Source organism: Clostridium sp. C2-6-12 (genome assembly GCF_009928485.1).
GTDB lineage: Bacteria > Bacillota > Clostridia > Clostridiales > Clostridiaceae > Clostridium.
In genome coordinates this window covers 88418-105862 of the sequence record NZ_JAABNP010000021.1, presented here as the reverse complement: position 1 = coordinate 105862, position 17445 = coordinate 88418, and the positions used below count along the sequence as shown (strand labels likewise).

Sequence of the window (17445 nt, the reverse complement as noted above, 5' to 3'; positions counted from 1 at the left end):
TAGGTGGGTCAACTTTGCTCGTAAAAGGTGGGTCAGTTTTAATTGTAAATCAACACCCAGCTGTTGCTACATCTGAAATACTTATACCTTTTCCCCCAACATTCCATGCTCCCTCAAGCTGGTTAGCAGCAACGGCTCCACCCCACAAAAAATCTTTTGGTAAACTTTTCATTTACGTTCTCTCCTTTATTGTATTTTCATATAGTCAAAGCCACCCGTATAACAAGTGGCTTCTTTAATATTAATCTTGTAGCTTATATAATTAAATTTTCAATTGTATAAATCTATTTAGCTTGATATAATTCTATAATTTCTCTCGCCATGATTTCTAACAATTCTGCACTCATCATTTGATCTTCTGAGTGAATTAATAATAAATTTAATTCTGTTTTTTCTCCATCTGCTTCTTTTTCAATCAACGACTTATGAAAAATATGTCCCTCATGAAACATCTTTTTTCCTTCTTGCATCAATTCATTAGCCTTATCAAAATTTTTCGCTTTTGCAGCTTGAATTGCTTCAACATAGCAGGAACGTGCTGTTCCTACTGATGAAATAATACCAAAGCAAACTCTTTCCATTTCCTCCACTTTTCAATTCTCCTCTCTATTTTGAATTAAGCTTTGTTAATGCAAACTCTAACACTTTTTTGCCGTTCATTGTACCGTAATCTAATAGATCTATTACGTCTACTGGTTTATCTGGTCCTACCTCTGCTTTTACATCATTTATTGCAAAACGAATCTGTGGTCCCAACAATACTATATCTGCCTTATCTTTATTGTCTGATAACTCAGATTGTGAGATTGCCCATATTTCAGCTTCAATTCCTTTTTCTGCTGCAGCTGCTCTCATTTTTTTTACTAACATACTTGTTGACATACCTGCTGAACAGCATAATAAAATATTTACCATTTCCATCTCTCCTAATATTTTTAATTTTATATTAATGTAATTATCTCTAAAAGCCCCCATACATTTTCGACTATGTATATTTAATAAACTCTTTATTAATCTTATTCCTTACATAGTGGAAATTTAATTGTAATATTGAAATAATCCAAAGCATTGAACTTTTCATGCATTTAAAATTATTTTTATTATCTTAATTGTTTTGCGCTTCTTCTTTTAATGCTTGATTATCTGCATACTTAAAAAACGGATAAAATACCACTGCAGTTGCTATAATTGCACAGCATACACCTACTAATGCCATTATACCACTAGTGAGTAATGCACCAATCGGATGAGGCATTGTAAATGGGAACTGCGCTACAGGGTTAAATGAATTATAAGCACCAAGTTTAACAAATAATACACCGATTGACCCACTTACTACTACTGATAACATCATAGGAGGTATAAAAATAGGATTAAATATTATCGGAGCACCAAATATTAATGGTTCATTAATATTAAAAATACTTGGTATAATCGCAAGTTTGCCTAACGATTTGAAACGTTCAGATTTTGAAAATAATAACATGTCAATTGCTAATCCTAATGTACAACCTGTTCCGCCTAACATTAAATACTGAGCTAAAACTCCAAAAGCTAAATAAGGAAGTGGCTGACCTGCTTGATAAGCTCCAATATTCGCCATAACTGCAGTCATAACAACTGGCATATATACACTTCCTAAAGTGTTAGGATGTATACCAAAACACCAAAATAAGTTGAATATAACATATACCGCTATAGAAGCAAATGGTGTTGCTCCAAAGTACATAATAGGTTTACCAATAACATTAGTAATAAACTCAAATATGTTACCAAAGGATGTACTTCCAAATCCAACTCTTACTAAAAATACAATTCCAAATATAATCATTGCAATAAAAGTGGGTTCTAAAGATTTCGTTACCATTTCTGGTATACTATCTGGAAGTTTAATAATAATACCTTTTTTATTTAGATAACAATATAATAAAGATACTGAAATAGCTACTATCATTGCAACAAAAATCCCATTACTCCCCAAGTAATTCTTTGTTAATGCATCAAGAAACTTATCATCAGCAACCTTAATTTTCTGAGGCATAAGAATAAAAAATGAAGCTAATGATAATATTCCAACTGTAATTTCGTCAGCTTTCTCCAGCTTTGCATATTGATATGCAACAGAAAATGCAATAAATATAGCATAAAGCTCTGTAGTTCCTCCAATTACTGCACTTAAATGAGGTGTTATACCAACTGATGCAAGCCAATTAGTCCACGCTGGAATTGGTAAATTCCCAACAATAGCAATTAGACATGTACCTAAAGTAAGTGGCATTATAGACATCATTCCTCTTGTAATTGCAGTTATGCCTTTATTAGAACTTATTTTCCCCACAAAAGGGGTAATTTTTTGTTCAACAACTTGACTAAAATTTGACATAATTAACTCCTCCATTTTATAATTATTTATGAGTATTCATACTCGAATATAATTTTCATCCTCGCTTTGATATCTTAATTATAGAAATTATATTTGCTATTTCATTATCATCAAATATAACTTTAAATTCCGTTTCTAACAAAGCAAAGCTATTTTTTATAAGATCATACAACTCTTGATTTTCTCTTATTATTTCATTTCTATGAATATTAGGAGATACATTTAAATTTTCCTTCATATGTTGTATGCAACACGCCACATGAACCATTAACGCAAGTTCTTGATCTTTAGTCAAATAGTATTTATCAATACTACTAATTTCGTTAATTGCTTTAGGAAGTAAAATTTTTAATCTTGGTACATCTACTAGATTTAACTCATCTTCTAAATGATCGAAAATCACTTCAAAATCATCATTTTGAACTACCTTATACTCATTAGCTACTGTAAGCTTCAATAAATTCTTTAGTCCTTCACCTTTATTCTGAAAAACATCTGTAATAGGTATATACTTTATCCCTATTAGCTGAGGATCGTAGCTTCCTATTACACAAAGAATGTTATGATTTTCTTTAAGTTTATTTGTTTCTTCTAATAAAATTTGGCTATTTGAAATCGCTAGTGGAATAATCTCAATATCTTGTAATTGTATATTTTTTTCTATATATTTTTTTATTTGTATTGCAGCACCTTCACCACTCATACATAAAGTTAAAATAACATTCTTGCTGTCCACCTTGTAATAAGAATCATTTGGCATATCCATTATATTCCCATAACGTTCTAATAAATTGCCATGTACTTTATCTATATCCATATCTAACATAATTTTTCTGATGCAATCTAAAGCAATTAGGCTTATTGGAACTTCTAAAGTTTTAATCTTTATCCCTGTTTCTTGTGAAATCATATCGAACATAGTTTTAAAAGATCCCATATCATAAATAGCACATATTCCTTTTCCTTTATGAATTTTCAAAACTAACTCCCTTAACTCTTTATACCCAAGTTCAGTACTTTTATTTAAAGGCATATCATAATAGTATGCAGGATAACTGCTCATAAAATTAACAACTTCAGCAATTGATTTTGCAGCTGCCTCTCCATGAAGTGCTATTAATACCACTGGATATTTTTCTTCTGACTCCACTACATAATCTTTAGTAATAAACATAGTAATAAAAATCACTTCATCAATGGATATTCTCATTTTAAATTCTTGTTCTAATAAACTTATAAATTTAACGCAGTAAGCATATTCATTACTATGTTGATTGATTACTTCCATAATTTGTTCATTATTTAATCTTTGCGTCTTATTTTGCTTATTTAAAGTAGAGTCAAGATGTAGACACAAACCATAAAACACAGAAACCGGATATACTTTATTAAATTCAATTGTTGCTTTTTCTAAAAAATCAGTAACTAATTTAATAATTCTACTATTTACTATCTGTGATAATTGTTCCTTATCAATTACTGTCTCACTAAGTTTTTTACTATATTTTTTAAATTCATTTTCAATATTTATACTAATAATTGTATTAATATCACGTTCTTCAATTCCTCTGTCTCTTAACTCATTTACCTTTTCATCAATCCAATCATACATGCTTTTCTTCTCAGATTTCTCTGCCTTCGTAATCATAACTGCTTCTTCTTTGGAAAATATGTAGTTACAATTTTCTACTATTATTTCCTTAATCTCTGTTCTGTTATTTTTTAAATTTAATAATCCAGTTCGAATATAATAAGGAAAATCAGACATCAAAACCGATATATTATCGTTTTCTAAATAGTATTCTCTAACATATGCATTTGCACATCCCAATTGAATATCTTTTTTTAATTGCTTTACATTTAATTCACAATCATAAAGTAATAAACACGTTAATAATTCCGGATTAATATTAATTGCTTTATTACTTCTTTCTGCTTCTATAGCAAAAAACTTTTGGATCATTTTAAATCTTTCTTCTAGAGTTCTCTCAGATAATGGTAACAATTGAATCTTTATAGAAAAATAATTACTATAATTATCCACTATACTACTATTTATTGAATCATCCATTGCACAAATAATAATTACATTGAAGTGTTTTTTTGTTCCATCAATCTCCAAATAATTATTTTCTAGAACCTTTCTTAAACTGTTTCGTGCATTTGATGGAAGTAGCTGAATATTATCAATATACAATACTCCACCTTCTGATTTTGCTAATAAACTTTTATTGCCCGTTCCAAATAATTCTTCATTCATATGTTCTAAATTATCATTATAATCAAAACAATTAACATTTATAAATGGTGAGTTTTCTTGAATAATCCTATTATCCTTTGCAAAGTTATACATCAATTCAGCAAAATAACTCTTTCCAGAACCACCTTGTCCTAAAATAAGTGAATGTAAACTTCTCTGTGGATAAAGAATTGCAGCTTTGGCCAATTGAACTGCATTCTTCAAACTACCATCACAACCAATTAACTGATTAAAGCAAGATTGCTCTCCTTTTATTTGATTCCAATCTTTTTTTATTCTATATAGAACTGGTCGACCATTAATTTTTTCTATATACCCTTCTTTAACCAATATATTTAGAACACTACTAATATTTGTTCTTTGTATACCTAATCTGGTTGCTAAGTATTGCGTAGAAACTCCTTTGGACTCTTCAACAGTTACTGAGTTAGAACATTTTTGAATAAACTCATAAACTAATTCTTTGTTTGACTTCATACAAACACCTCCATAAGAAATTTATACACTATATACTGTATTTACACAATACACTATCATTTTTTTCTTGTCAACGCTATAAGAAATCGTTTAAAAACAGTTTTTCAAAGATACATATACACTTTTTTCATGAGTATAACCTTTTTGGGTTTTATACACTTATACACTTATATTATTGTATAAGTTTTTCTATTTCTTTTTGTAAGTGTATAATACATTTATTAAATTCCTTACACTAAATCTTATAAAAATTATACAGAAAATTTTTTTTATTTTTCTCATTTTTTTATTCATTGACTTACTTTTATATTTATAAACAACAAAATACAATATGATATTTCAAATTAAAAATCCAACATTTTACCAACCGCATATTCTAAATAAGATATAATTAGGGTTTTCTCTAACTATCACAAGTAAGTTTTATATCCATTCTGAGAACTCAAAAAACTGCTACACTAGTTATTTTAGTGTAACAGTTTTTTCTAATACAAAATTATTGCTAATTCAGATTGAATTTCACCATATTTTTCATTTATATAAATATAATATTTCAGTTTTATCATCAACTATGATTGGCATACTCAAATGTAATCTCATAAAGATTAACTTCATGAGGTGAAAGACAACTTTCTACTTTTAATTCATCTATACTTTCCACATAAAAAACTTTCTGTTTGGGCACACAAATTTGTTTTAAATACTCAATTTCATCTTTTTTTATATTGTAAATAGAATTCATATTTAGCCATTCATCAAAAATACTTCCATGCTCTCTATTTAAAATATATTTCTTTATACGATATCTTCCTTTTTTTATCCCACTTAAAGTTATATTTATATTTAGTTTTTGTTCATTCTCAAAAATATTGTAATATTGGTCTAAGTTTATTGATGCTTCTTCACTTAAACAATAAAAATAATTAAAATGCTTATAATTATAAGTGATAATTTGGTAACTATAAGAAGATTCTTTAGTTATAACATATCCATCGCCTTTTTGTATCAAGCTATTTCCAAGCTTTGCTAACATTTCATAAGCATAAAATCCTGGTTTACTTATTCCATTTGCACTTATTATTCCCATATCTCCATATAATAGATTTTTTGAATCTTTTAATTCTCCAGAAATATCAGAGCAAAACCAATATCCAAAGCTATCTGTTTCATCTAAATTATCTATTATATTTTTAGTAATATAAGCTGATTTGAAGATTGTGTCATTAGCTGGATGACGATGAGATATACTAGAATTATATTCTGTAACATGAATTTCTGGAATTTCAATACCTGCTGCTTTAATCATCTTTCTAATTTTTGTAAGCTGAACTTTTGAATAATTTCTATCTTTTGAAGATAGTAATCGAGTTCTATATTCTCGTTCTTCACTTGCCCTATTATTTTTCTTTTCGTTTTCTTCGATTTTATTATCCTCTATTAGTTCATATGGATATAATGATATTGATAAAAAGTCTAGCTTTGTATTTGTTCTTTTTAATTGATTTAAAAACTCGCCAAACCATTTTTTATTTACCTCGGTATTAAAACCTGGACCTCCCACTTTAGCCTCTGGTACTATTTTTTTTATAGTATCATAATAACACTTAAATTCTTCTATGTATTTATGAAAACTTCCATTCCAAAAAACGTAATCATTTTCTCCTTCTTTCCAAAATTCAAAGTACCATTGTGATACCTCTGTTATTCCATATCTATTAGTACAGTGTACAATAAATTTTTCTAACAACTCTAACGATTTCTTGAAACTTTTTTCTTTTTTTGAAGGATTTCTAAAATACATAGCTTTATTAGATGTAATACTTAGAACTTTAGCTTTATTGCCAAGCTCAATAAACGGCTTTAAATTAATGCTATAAAAGAAATCAATCAATTTATCTATTTTTGTAAAGTTATAATTCCCTTCCTCCAAAGCCTCTTCTCCATAACTAATAATTTCATCACTAAAAGCACCTTGAAATCTAGCATATTTAAATTGTATTTTATTTTGTATATGTGTTAGCTGCTGCTGCAGATCTGATCTTAACCCATCTTGAGCATAACCAAGATTAATTAAATTTCTCCATGAATGTGCAACGTGCTTTATATTGTCTACATTAGCATTTACTATAACATTTTTCACCAAGTCATTTTGTGGGAATTTATTATATGTTTCCTCTTCATAAGTTACGTATTGAGTCAGCTTTTCTAGAGCTTGATTGTAATCAACTTTAGTTATTTCTAATTCTATTATTTCATCTTTATTATTTATTTCTTGTCTTTTTCTAATTTGAGTACGATATTCTGCTGGTGTAGTATTATATATTTCTTTAAATATTTTATTAAATGCAGCTAAATTGGGAAATCCATTATTCATTGCAACTATAGTAACTGAGTTATCTGTACGAATAAGCTCTTTTACTGCTTGAGATAATCTATACTCATTTAAATATTTTAATATAGTCATTTTCATATGACTTTTAAAAAACTTAGCTAAATATTCAGGAGTTAAATATTGAGCATCAGCTACATCTTGCAAGGAAATTTGTTTATAATAATTTTGTTTAATATAAGCTAATATATTATTTATACGTTCAGTATGCTTACTATTCTTAACTTCTAAAGTTTGCATCTTATACTCTTCTATAATCGTAAAATTCATATCTAATAAATAAATCAAGTCATATAATAAAGACATCACTTTAAAGTCATACCTATTTTTCTTAATAGAATATTCATATATTATTTTAGATAATATTTTTCTAATATCATTGTAATTTTCATTTTCATCAATAGAAGAATTGCATAAAAATAAACTTTGCTCACCTCTCATAACATTATTGAAAAAATCATTGTCAATTTGCATTGATAAAACAATATTTTCTTCTTCGCCATAAAGCTCATACACATCTCCATTATTAATTAATAACACATCCGACTCAGACAATTTATATTTTTGATTATTTATAATTACTTTCAACTCACCTTTAAGAACAAATAGAAACTCCATATTCTTTTGGACATTTGAAAAAATCCGTTTAACTTTATTTAAATTAATTATTATTGGTATGTTATTCTCGTTAATATTATTAGTTACATTACTCACATTGAACGCTCCTTTTAAAATCTGTTTACTACACATTCTTCATGATTTTCAAATAAAATTTCAGTCTAATAGATAAATTCACTAGAGGCAATAATTTCAAATAATGATGCTATGGCAGTTGGAGCTATTGCTTCACTTCAAAAATATGGGTATATAACAAAGGTGATAGTTCAAAGCATATTCCAGTTGTTGGAATAGATGGTTTAAAAGAAGCCAAAGATTTAATCGATAAAGTATGATGGCTGGGGAACTGCTAATCAGGATTTAGATATATTATCTGATTCCTTATACAATGTAAGTCTGAATCTAATTTATAATGAGGATTCACTCCAAAAGGTACCTTACAAATTGGTTAATGATAAAATTGTAGTTACTCTTCCTTATTATATATATACAAAACAATAAAAAATAACTGCTGCAATACTAGCTCTGTTAGTATTGCAGCAGCCTTAACCTCTTTATTAACTCTACTTTTAATTTATTAATAATTCATTTACATTAATTAAACAACTTTTATAATTTAAAGTTTTTAATCATATTATTTAATTTTTCCGCTAATGCTACTTGATCTCTTGAAGTTTTAGCTATCTTTTGAATTGCTTCAGTTGATTCATTAACACTTGCTAAGATTTCTTCTGAACTTGCCGCTGACTCTTCAGCTGTTGCTGATATAGTTTGTATTGCATTCTTGATCTCTGATACAGTTTGATTTACCATATTCATTGAGCTTACAATATTTGATGATAAATGAGTAAATCCTACAGCATCTCCACCATACTGCTTTCCAGTCTCTACAAACATCGCATAATCTGATTTCACCTTATCATCAATATAACTTAAGATATCATAAGCACTATTAGACATATTATCAAATGCTTCTTGAACTTTTTGTGTTACAGCATGAATCTTTTCAACAGTTTCTGACGATTGTTCTGCTAGTGCTCTAACTTCATCAGCAACTACAGCAAAACCTTTTCCCTGTTCTCCTGCTCTTGCAGCTTCAATTGCAGCATTAAGTGCAAGAAGATTTGTTTGACTTGCTATATTTCCTATTTCATCTGCCATTACCTTAACCTGACTAACTATCTTTCCTTCTTCAATTGCTTTTACTATACTTCCTTGTTTTTCAATATATAATTTTGCTGATACATCAGCGCTACTTTCTGCTTTTTTTCTAATTTGTTCAGCTTTTAATTCTATACTTTTAGAACTCTTATTTCCTCGAGTTGCCTTTTCAGCAACATCTGATATATTATTGGCAACATCTTCTGTTGTAGCATTTAATTCTTCTGTTGTAGCACTTAGTTGTTCTGCCCCTAACGATACTTGTTTAACAGATTCATTTACAACATCCATTTTAGCAGCTATTTCTTCTGTTGTAGTAGATATTTCATCACTAATCTCATTTATTTCAGCAGATCCCTCATATATTTGTCCTATTAATGCTCTTAAGTTTTCTATAGATTTATTTAATGCTTTTGCTAAAATTCCAAGATCACTATTATCATCTATTTGAGCCGTCTTAGATAAATCATTTTCACCTAGTGCTTTAGCAACAACCAGTACTTTATTTATTTTTTTTGAAATTAAGCTAGAAATTGTTAATCCTAATGCTATAGATACTATTAAACTCAAAACACTTATCATAGTACTTTTAACAATAGCACTATTATATACTTTTTGACTGCTATTATAATCGGCAGTAGCACTATCTGTAACATCCCCCAATATTTTATCCAAAAGTTCTATTTTTTTAGTTATAATATTCTGACCATATTCAGACATTAATCCACCAACATTTTGGTAATCACCCGTATCAACTACTTTCATTATTTTGTCCGAGGTAACCCTAGAGTCAGCCTCTAATTTTTCAAAAGCAGCGAATTCATTTTTATCTGCTTCATTTATCAACAAAGCTTTATAGTTTTTAATAAGTTCATCCTCATTTACTTTTGTTGTTTCAATAGTTTTCTTAAAAGAATCAAGTCCCATTCTAAAATTAGGATTTGTTAATAGCAACATATCCCTTTCACCAGCAATTGATGACGCTTTAAGTTTATTAATATAATCAATCTTTTTTAAATCATTATTATAAATACTTGTTAGATTTCCATTGATCGTTTTCATGCCATTTACTCCAATTAATCCTGATACCCCTACAAACAAGGCAACCAAAATAAATGACGAAATTAATTTTTGACTAATTTTTAAATTATTAAACCATTTCATTACCTTCCACTCCTTCTTAAATAAAATAACTAATAAGAATCCCAATTAGTTATTTTAAATATTTATCTATAGTAACACTACTTCTTTAGATTAAATTCTACAAAAAATCAGCATATCCTCCTTAATTCTATATAAAATAAAGAAGAAGGCTCATATTTATTAATTCAATATAAGCCCTCACCTTATTTTCTAAACATTCTAGAATAGTTTTTATTATTTACTTAAAGCTTTTGCTCCATTGCTTCCTTTCTTTGAAACAGCTATTATTATCCCAAGTAGTATAGATAAAAATGCAGATGCAAGCACTCTATATTCTGGTGGCAATAAGAATACTATTGTATGACAAGGTATCCAAACACATGTACAAGTCTTAAGCCATGAGAAACTTACAATAGTATACCAGTCAACTCTATCTACCAAATCTTTTACGGTAATTTCCTTTAGCTTTTTTTCATAACTTAAATCAACAATTAAATCACCAAACTTATGATATATATACATCATAGGTCCAAATGTTAGATTCATTATTGTACTTCCTAAAAAGGCCTGTGCAAATGCTACTCCTGAAAAAGGAAGTTTTCCTGTAGCTTGAGCTGCTGCTGTACCTCCCATAAATACAGTAAAAACTAATGTAACCATCATACCTATTATTCCCCAAACAACGCCCTTTAAGATGAAGCCTCTTGGAATATTCCATTGATTCTTTAAAATTCTGCCTCCAAGTAAATCTCCCATTGATGCCAATATTGCAAACTTAACGAATCCACCAATGTATGGATGAGCTTCTGTTACTTCTATAAACATTATTCGAGATACAGGTATTACTAATATTAATATCCAAACTATTAATATCAGCCCCCATAATAAATCCCCTTTTTTATTATTCATTTTATTATTCTCCCCTTATAAACGAATTTAACCATTAAATAATAGCCATACAACGTTTATCCTAATTAATCTTTTTCGTTAGTTAAAGCCTTATGAATATACTGATTCATTAAAATATTGCTCTAAAATTTTATATTTTCCCATTCATTTCTTCATATAAGCTTGGTAAAATAGCAGCTAAATTACTATACTCTTCAACATTGTGGAAAGCTAGTCCCATAGGAGCTTGTACCGGTATTTGTATTCCATCTGGAATTAACTTGCAAGGTTTTTGATCAATCATATGATATCCCATCCAAAATCTAGAACGTGATTCAATTCCACCTGGTACTTCTCTAAATAAATGTATCATTACAGCTGGTGCTTTAGGTCCACCTGCTCTTGATTGTGATAAACCATTGGCACATACTATACTAATTTTTTTATCTGCAAGTTCTTTTCCATCAATGCCTAAAGATTCTGGTTTTAAAAATGAAATTTGAATATCTTCTGGTCCATTTCCTGCATCTTCTATTACGTGATGTGTAAGACCTTGAAATTTTTCTAAAATAGATGTATCTGAGCTTAAAATCTTTTCTCTATCTTCATCACTTACAGATATTCCATAATGACCTTTTCTGAACCATAGCATGTAACGTAAATCCTCAAGTGCATGCCATGCAAACCACCAGTTTATCATATCTAATGTTACTCCTGGAAATTTATTATTAACAGCCACATAAGCAGTTCCATTTGGTAATATACAGTATCCTGTTTCAACTTCATCATATCCTGGCTCAAGTAAATGCTTTATATCTTCTGGCATTAAAGCTTTTTCTGGATCCATTGGACCTTGCTTCAAAATATCTAATAATTCTTTGTTAGGTTCTGCAATTGGTTGATTATAATATTTTACATATGATTTTTCTTCTTCTTGTTTTGTTAATTCTGTTCTTAACTCTCTTAACATATATATTCTCCTTTTCACATAACGCCTTAATTTTTATATATAAATATATTATTACGCAAAAACCATGCCATTTTGCATATACAATAATTCTTGCACTCATATTTTCTAAAAATTCACCTTTTTACACAACTTATTCCTTAATTTATAGTTTCTTATAAGTCAAAGTTAACTTTAAAATTATTGAAAACATTCATAATTTAATACAATATTGTATCACACATTCAGAGACTCCTAAAATCAGCATTTTAAACATTTTATGCGATACATTTTTGTATCGCATAAAATTCATAAATGTATCATCAATAATTAACGCTTACATGGAATAGGCTTTTGTGGACATCTAGGTTTAATTGCTCCAGCCTTAACAATTGCTTCTTCATCACAAGCTTCAACACATTTACCACATTGAGTACATTCATCTTGGTCAATTACATGTATAAACTTCTTCTTTCCAAGAATTGCATCATCATCACATTCATCTACACAATCTGTGCATCCTATACATTTATCTGCAAGAATATGATAAGTAACAAATTTACTACATGTACCAGCTTTACAAGCTTTTTTAGTAATATGCTCTTCTATCTCATTTTTGAAAATACTCATAGCACTTAGTACCGATGAAGCAAGTGTTCCATCAACTTCACAAAGTACTTGATTTTTCATTTCACTACAAAGGTCTAACAATAAAGCTATATCACTTGATTTTCCTTTTTTTTGTGAAATATCTGAAAGAATCATGTTAATTTGAGTAACTCCCTCAAATCCAAAAACGCATCTTCCGCAAGATTCTTTGATATAGCTTTCTGCTATATTTTTTAATTTATCTAAAATACAATCAGTTTCATCAAATATAATAATATAATCTGTTGTAAGCTCAAGTTCAGTATCAAGATCAGCTTCTCCTATGAACATTCCCATTGGATAACCTAAATACATTCCTTTAAATTCACCTTTAACACCTGCTGTTTCTAAAATTTCCTTTGGAGAAACCTTTTTATTAAAAGTGTAACTTCCGCTTTTCTTTGCATTTCCACCTACATATACCTTCTTTGAATCACTGTCTAAAAGCATTTCTGCAGTAAACACAGCTTTGTCTTCTTCCTTAGATGCAGGAATTGCCTTTTCTCCTTCTACAACTTTTAAAATTGCACTTGAGTTTCTATATACAAATCCAAAACTTCCATCAACTAATACAATTTTCAAGTTCATATCTGGATAATTTTTAGCTTCTACTTCTAATTTCCCTTGAAGCTCTTTTTCCTTTTGATCTAATACGATATAATTCTCTTCTGCTTTTTTTAAATTTATTGCTTCTAAAACTTGAGAGGTATTATTCTTTAAAATATCAATTGAAACTGGTGCTTCTTTGTATGCAGCTACTCCATTACATATTAAATAATTATTCATTTTCTTTCACCTCTCTAATATTCGTTCCACATTTTAGGAGCTTTTAAATTTAATCTTAAATCACATTGTAAACAACGACTTGCTTCACACATAGCTTTTTCCTTTGATAAAGTTTTTTCCACTATATCAAAATTACATTTTCTCTTATCTGCTTCAACAAGTTCTATTGAAGTTCTTTTTAATTTAGAGAAACCAGAACATCTTCCAATGTATGGATTTGGTGTTTCTTTATCTATAAGATTTTCTGATATATCACCATTTCCACCTAAATACTTATCAATTTCTTCAGCACTTTTACGTCCTGCTGCAATTGCTGAAATTACTGATTTAGTTCCTGTAACTACATCTCCAGCTGCAAAGATTCCTTTTACACTTGTTTCTGAAGCTTCATTAGTCTTAATATATGGACCATGAGTTAATTCAACTTCCATAACTTCTGTTCCAGCTGGTTTTTGACCAACAGCAAAAATAACATTATCAACTGGAATTATTTCATTAGAACCTTCTACTAATTCAATAACAGCTCTTCTATCACCATCAAAATAGAATTTATCAACTTTTTGTAATTCTACTCCTTCAACTTTTTCAGTTCCAGTAATTCTTAAGAATGAATGTGCATCATGTAAAATGATTCCTTCTTCTCTACCTTCCTCAATTTCTTCCTTAGTAGCAGTAATTTGAGAAAGATTTTCAAGACATGCAATGTGAACTTCTTTTGCACCTAATCTTAATGCTGTTCTAGCACAGTCATAAGCTACATTACCACCACCTAGAATCATGACTTTTTCTTTCACCTCAAGAGGATTTCCTTGACGTGCTTTCTTAAGGAAATCAGCATTCACATATACACCTTGTAAGTCATTTCCTTCTAATGGAAGCATTGTTCCTTTATGAGTACCAGTTGATACAAGCACTGAATCATAACCCTTTTCCAATAAGCTCTTTGGCGCATCAACTTTAGTGTTAAGAACAAGTTCTATTCCTTCTGCTAATATATCTCCAATTTCCCTATCAAGCACATCATCAGGTAAACGGTAAGCTGGAATTCCATAACGGCATTGTCCACCTGCTTTTTCATTTTCTTCAAAGATTGTAACTGAATGACCTTTCTTTGCTAAGAAGTATGCAGATGTTAACCCTGCTGGTCCTGCTCCTATTACTGCAACCTTCTTTCCAGTTGGTGCTTCTCTTCGGGCTTTGCTCTTCCAAGAACCATCATCACCTTCAGCTGCTGCCTTTTTTAATTTACAAACTGAAATTGGATTTTCAAACTCATTTCTCTTACAGTTATCTTCACATACGTGATTACAAATGTTTCCTAAAGTTTCTGGGAAAGGAACCTTTTCACGTATTACAGCAGTTGCTTTTACAAAGTCTCCTTCTTTAATGTAACGAATATATCTTGGAACATCTGTATGTGCTGGACATGCAGCTCTACAAGGTACTACTGAATCACTATAAGACATATCTTCTTTCTTCATACCAAGAGAATCCATAATAGATCCCGTTGGACATACTTCTATACAAGCACCACAGAATTTACAGCCTGCTTCTTCAAGAGATACTCCACCATCTACTCCAACACGAATACCATCTTTTGTTCTTTGATAATCTAATACTTTAACACCTCTTAATTCTCTACATGCTCTAATACATCTTCCACATCTAATACATCTTGTAAATAAATGATCGATTAATGGATTACTTGAATCATTAGGAACTGGTCTTGATTTCTTTCTCCACCTTTCTGCACTTACTCCCATGTATTGGTATAAAGACTGTAATTCACACTTCCCATACTTTGGACATCCTGTACATTCTGCTGGATGGGTTGCTAGAATTAATTCCATAGCCATTTTTCTTGTTTTATCTGCTTTTTCTGTATTTATCTTTATTGACATACCATCTTGTACTTTTGTCTTACAAGCAGGCACTGGATTTTCATCGCCATCTACTTCAACTGAACAAAGACGGCATCCTCCTACTGCTTCCAAATCAGGATGCTTACATAAATGTGGTATATAAATTCCTGCTTCAAGAGAAGTTTCTAATACTGATGCGCCTTCTTTTGCTTCTATTTCTTTTCCTTCTATTATTATCTTCATTTGATATTCCTCCTAATGAAATAAAACAACAAGCCTAGTAAAAATTACATCGACTTGCTCTTTATGTAATTTGGCAAGCAATTAAAATCGCCTGCCAAACATCCAAATTCCGCTAATTAAAAATCACTTAATTTAGCTGCTGCATTTTCTCCTGCAATACGTCCACTGTTTAAACAGAATCCCATTGTATTTCCTGATAAGATGAATGGATAACTATCACCAAAAATATTACATGCATCTGTACCAACTGCATATAAACCAGGAATCACTTTATAATCTCCAGTCATAACTTCTGTTTTATGATTAATAAGAACTCCACCTATTGAACCATAAGCTCCAACATTTTGGCGACAGATGTAGAAAGGTCCTTTTTCAATTGGTTGCATATATTGTCTGTCCTTTTCAAATAATTCATCAAATCCTTCAGCACACATATCGTTGTATTCTTCTACTTGTGCTACTAACCCAGCTACATCAACACCTGCTTTTTCTGCTAGTTCTTCAATAGTGTCTGCTTGAGCTATTGGTTCATATCCAGCTTCAAGATCTCTTTCCCATTGTTCATCAAAATGATCGAACAAATCATGTGGATGTACGTGAGATACTATATCTGGTCCTTTTTTCTTGTATTTCTTAAGAAGTTTACTATCAAATATTGCATACGCTACACTTCCAGGTTGAGCAGTAATTGCATTTCCAGTAAATGTTGTATTTGCAATTTGATCTTCTGGCATAAATCTTTGTCCAAGTTTATTTACCCAAAGACAAGGCTGACGGAATGCACCATCAAGTATGAAGTGATTCATATTATCTGGTAATTGATACATTAATTCCATTGAACATGGCGTATGTCCAGCTCCTGCTTCCCAAGCCATTTTGATACCATCACCCTTCATACCTGGGATAGCGAAGTTGAAAATAGTTTTTCCAAATTCATATCCTGTTTGTTCTTTAATCATTTGAGGATTATCTCCAAATCCACCAGTAGCTAATATAACTGATTTAGCTCTTGCTTCAATTTCTTCTCCATCCTTATTTTTAGCTATTACTCCAACAGCTTGGCCATCTTCCATGATAATCTTGCTAACAGGTGTTTCGAAAATTATTTCTACGCCTAATTCTAAAGCTTTTTCTGTCATTTTCTTTGTCATAGAAGTAGCTGCACGAGGACCTGGTGCTCCGCCACCTTCTGGCTTAACAACGTGCCATGTAAATTCTCCATCTGAATATGCTCTTGTATTTTCTGGTGCACCAAAAGCTCTTGATACACCTAAAAATTCAACACCCATATCTATAAGCCAATCAATAGTGTCTCCTGATTTAAAATAATAATCACGAACCATACGAGCATCTACACGGTAATGAGTGAAATACATATGTTTTCTAAAAGCTTCTCCTGGAGTAAGTTGTACCATTTGATTTCTTTGAACTGATGATCCTACTCCAAGTGGCCCCATTCCCATATTAGCAGCTCCACCTGTAGTATTTGATTTTTCAAAAACTGTTACTCTTGCACCATTTTCTGCTGCCGCAACTGCTGCAGCTAATCCTGAAAGTCCTCCAGCAACTACGATTACATCTGTTTCAATTTTATTCATTAAAAATCCCTCCATATATTTTTGATAAATATTTAACACCACT

At 30.1% G+C, this 17445-nt stretch carries 12 protein-coding genes; all 12 read right to left on the bottom strand.

All coding sequences use genetic code 11. The annotated features are described in order from the left end of the window. Nucleotides 1–49: 49 nt before the first annotated feature. The 12 genes from GXK56_RS17295 to GXK56_RS17235 all read right to left on the bottom strand — a co-directional run bounded on the left by GXK56_RS17295 (nt 50) and on the right by GXK56_RS17235 (nt 17441). Nucleotides 50–172, bottom strand: a complete 123-nt coding sequence (locus GXK56_RS17295) for a family 1 glycosylhydrolase (protein ID WP_279283112.1) — start codon at nt 170–172, stop codon at nt 50–52. Nucleotides 173–284: 112 nt separating this feature from the next. Beyond that, nucleotides 285–581 (bottom strand): PTS lactose/cellobiose transporter subunit IIA, encoded by a 297-nt coding sequence (locus tag GXK56_RS17290; RefSeq protein ID WP_347707964.1) that lies wholly within the window; start codon nt 579–581, stop codon nt 285–287. Nucleotides 582–606: 25 nt separating this feature from the next. Beyond that, nucleotides 607–915 carry a PTS sugar transporter subunit IIB gene (locus GXK56_RS17285; protein ID WP_160689672.1) on the bottom strand — a complete coding sequence of 103 codons (309 nt, stop codon included), beginning with the start codon at nt 913–915 and terminating at the stop codon, nt 607–609. A gap of 190 nt (nt 916–1105) precedes the next feature. After that, on the bottom strand, nt 1106–2383 hold the full coding sequence (locus GXK56_RS17280) for a PTS transporter subunit EIIC (RefSeq protein ID WP_160689670.1): 1278 nt from the start codon (nt 2381–2383) through the stop codon (nt 1106–1108). A 55-nt stretch (nt 2384–2438) separates the two neighbouring features. After that, nucleotides 2439–5120 (bottom strand): PRD domain-containing protein, encoded by a 2682-nt coding sequence (locus GXK56_RS17275; RefSeq protein ID WP_160689668.1) that lies wholly within the window; start codon nt 5118–5120, stop codon nt 2439–2441. Between the two features lie 565 nt (nt 5121–5685). Then, the gene (locus tag GXK56_RS17270) at nt 5686–8223 is read right to left on the bottom strand and encodes a helix-turn-helix domain-containing protein (RefSeq protein ID WP_160689666.1); all 2538 of its coding nucleotides are present in this window, start codon (nt 8221–8223) and stop codon (nt 5686–5688) included. A 513-nt stretch (nt 8224–8736) separates the two neighbouring features. Continuing rightward, a complete protein-coding gene (locus tag GXK56_RS17260; protein WP_160689664.1) occupies nt 8737–10452 on the bottom strand; it encodes a methyl-accepting chemotaxis protein in 1716 nt (571 codons plus the stop codon). A gap of 213 nt (nt 10453–10665) precedes the next feature. Continuing rightward, nucleotides 10666–11340 carry an Mpv17/PMP22 family protein gene (locus tag GXK56_RS17255; RefSeq protein WP_160689662.1) on the bottom strand — a complete coding sequence of 225 codons (675 nt, stop codon included), beginning with the start codon at nt 11338–11340 and terminating at the stop codon, nt 10666–10668. 130 nt (nt 11341–11470) lie between these two features. Then, a complete protein-coding gene (locus tag GXK56_RS17250; protein WP_160689660.1) occupies nt 11471–12289 on the bottom strand; it encodes a hydrolase in 819 nt (272 codons plus the stop codon). 306 nt (nt 12290–12595) lie between these two features. Further along, nucleotides 12596–13699 (bottom strand): NADH-ubiquinone oxidoreductase-F iron-sulfur binding region domain-containing protein, encoded by a 1104-nt coding sequence (locus GXK56_RS17245; protein WP_160689658.1) that lies wholly within the window; start codon nt 13697–13699, stop codon nt 12596–12598. Nucleotides 13700–13713: 14 nt separating this feature from the next. Further along, nucleotides 13714–15804 (bottom strand): FAD-dependent oxidoreductase, encoded by a 2091-nt coding sequence (locus tag GXK56_RS17240; protein WP_160689656.1) that lies wholly within the window; start codon nt 15802–15804, stop codon nt 13714–13716. A 116-nt stretch (nt 15805–15920) separates the two neighbouring features. Then, nucleotides 15921–17441 carry an FAD-dependent oxidoreductase gene (locus GXK56_RS17235; RefSeq protein WP_279283114.1) on the bottom strand — a complete coding sequence of 507 codons (1521 nt, stop codon included), beginning with the start codon at nt 17439–17441 and terminating at the stop codon, nt 15921–15923. Nucleotides 17442–17445: the final 4 nt, after the last annotated feature.

What these genes read in the sequence shown, in the direction of transcription:
- GXK56_RS17295 (WP_279283112.1), bottom strand. Translation starts at nt 172, where the DNA reads ATGAAAAGTTTACCAAAAGATTTTTTGTGGGGTGGAGCCGTTGCTGCT.
- GXK56_RS17290 (WP_347707964.1), bottom strand. Translation starts at nt 581, where the DNA reads ATGGAAAGAGTTTGCTTTGGTATTATTTCATCAGTAGGAACAGCACGT.
- GXK56_RS17285 (WP_160689672.1), bottom strand. Translation starts at nt 915, where the DNA reads ATGGTAAATATTTTATTATGCTGTTCAGCAGGTATGTCAACAAGTATG.
- GXK56_RS17280 (WP_160689670.1), bottom strand. Translation starts at nt 2,383, where the DNA reads ATGTCAAATTTTAGTCAAGTTGTTGAACAAAAAATTACCCCTTTTGTG.
- GXK56_RS17275 (WP_160689668.1), bottom strand. Translation starts at nt 5,120, where the DNA reads ATGAAGTCAAACAAAGAATTAGTTTATGAGTTTATTCAAAAATGTTCT.
- GXK56_RS17260 (WP_160689664.1), bottom strand. Translation starts at nt 10,452, where the DNA reads ATGAAATGGTTTAATAATTTAAAAATTAGTCAAAAATTAATTTCGTCA.
- GXK56_RS17255 (WP_160689662.1), bottom strand. Translation starts at nt 11,340, where the DNA reads ATGAATAATAAAAAAGGGGATTTATTATGGGGGCTGATATTAATAGTT.
- GXK56_RS17250 (WP_160689660.1), bottom strand. Translation starts at nt 12,289, where the DNA reads ATGTTAAGAGAGTTAAGAACAGAATTAACAAAACAAGAAGAAGAAAAA.
- GXK56_RS17245 (WP_160689658.1), bottom strand. Translation starts at nt 13,699, where the DNA reads ATGAATAATTATTTAATATGTAATGGAGTAGCTGCATACAAAGAAGCA.
- GXK56_RS17240 (WP_160689656.1), bottom strand. Translation starts at nt 15,804, where the DNA reads ATGAAGATAATAATAGAAGGAAAAGAAATAGAAGCAAAAGAAGGCGCA.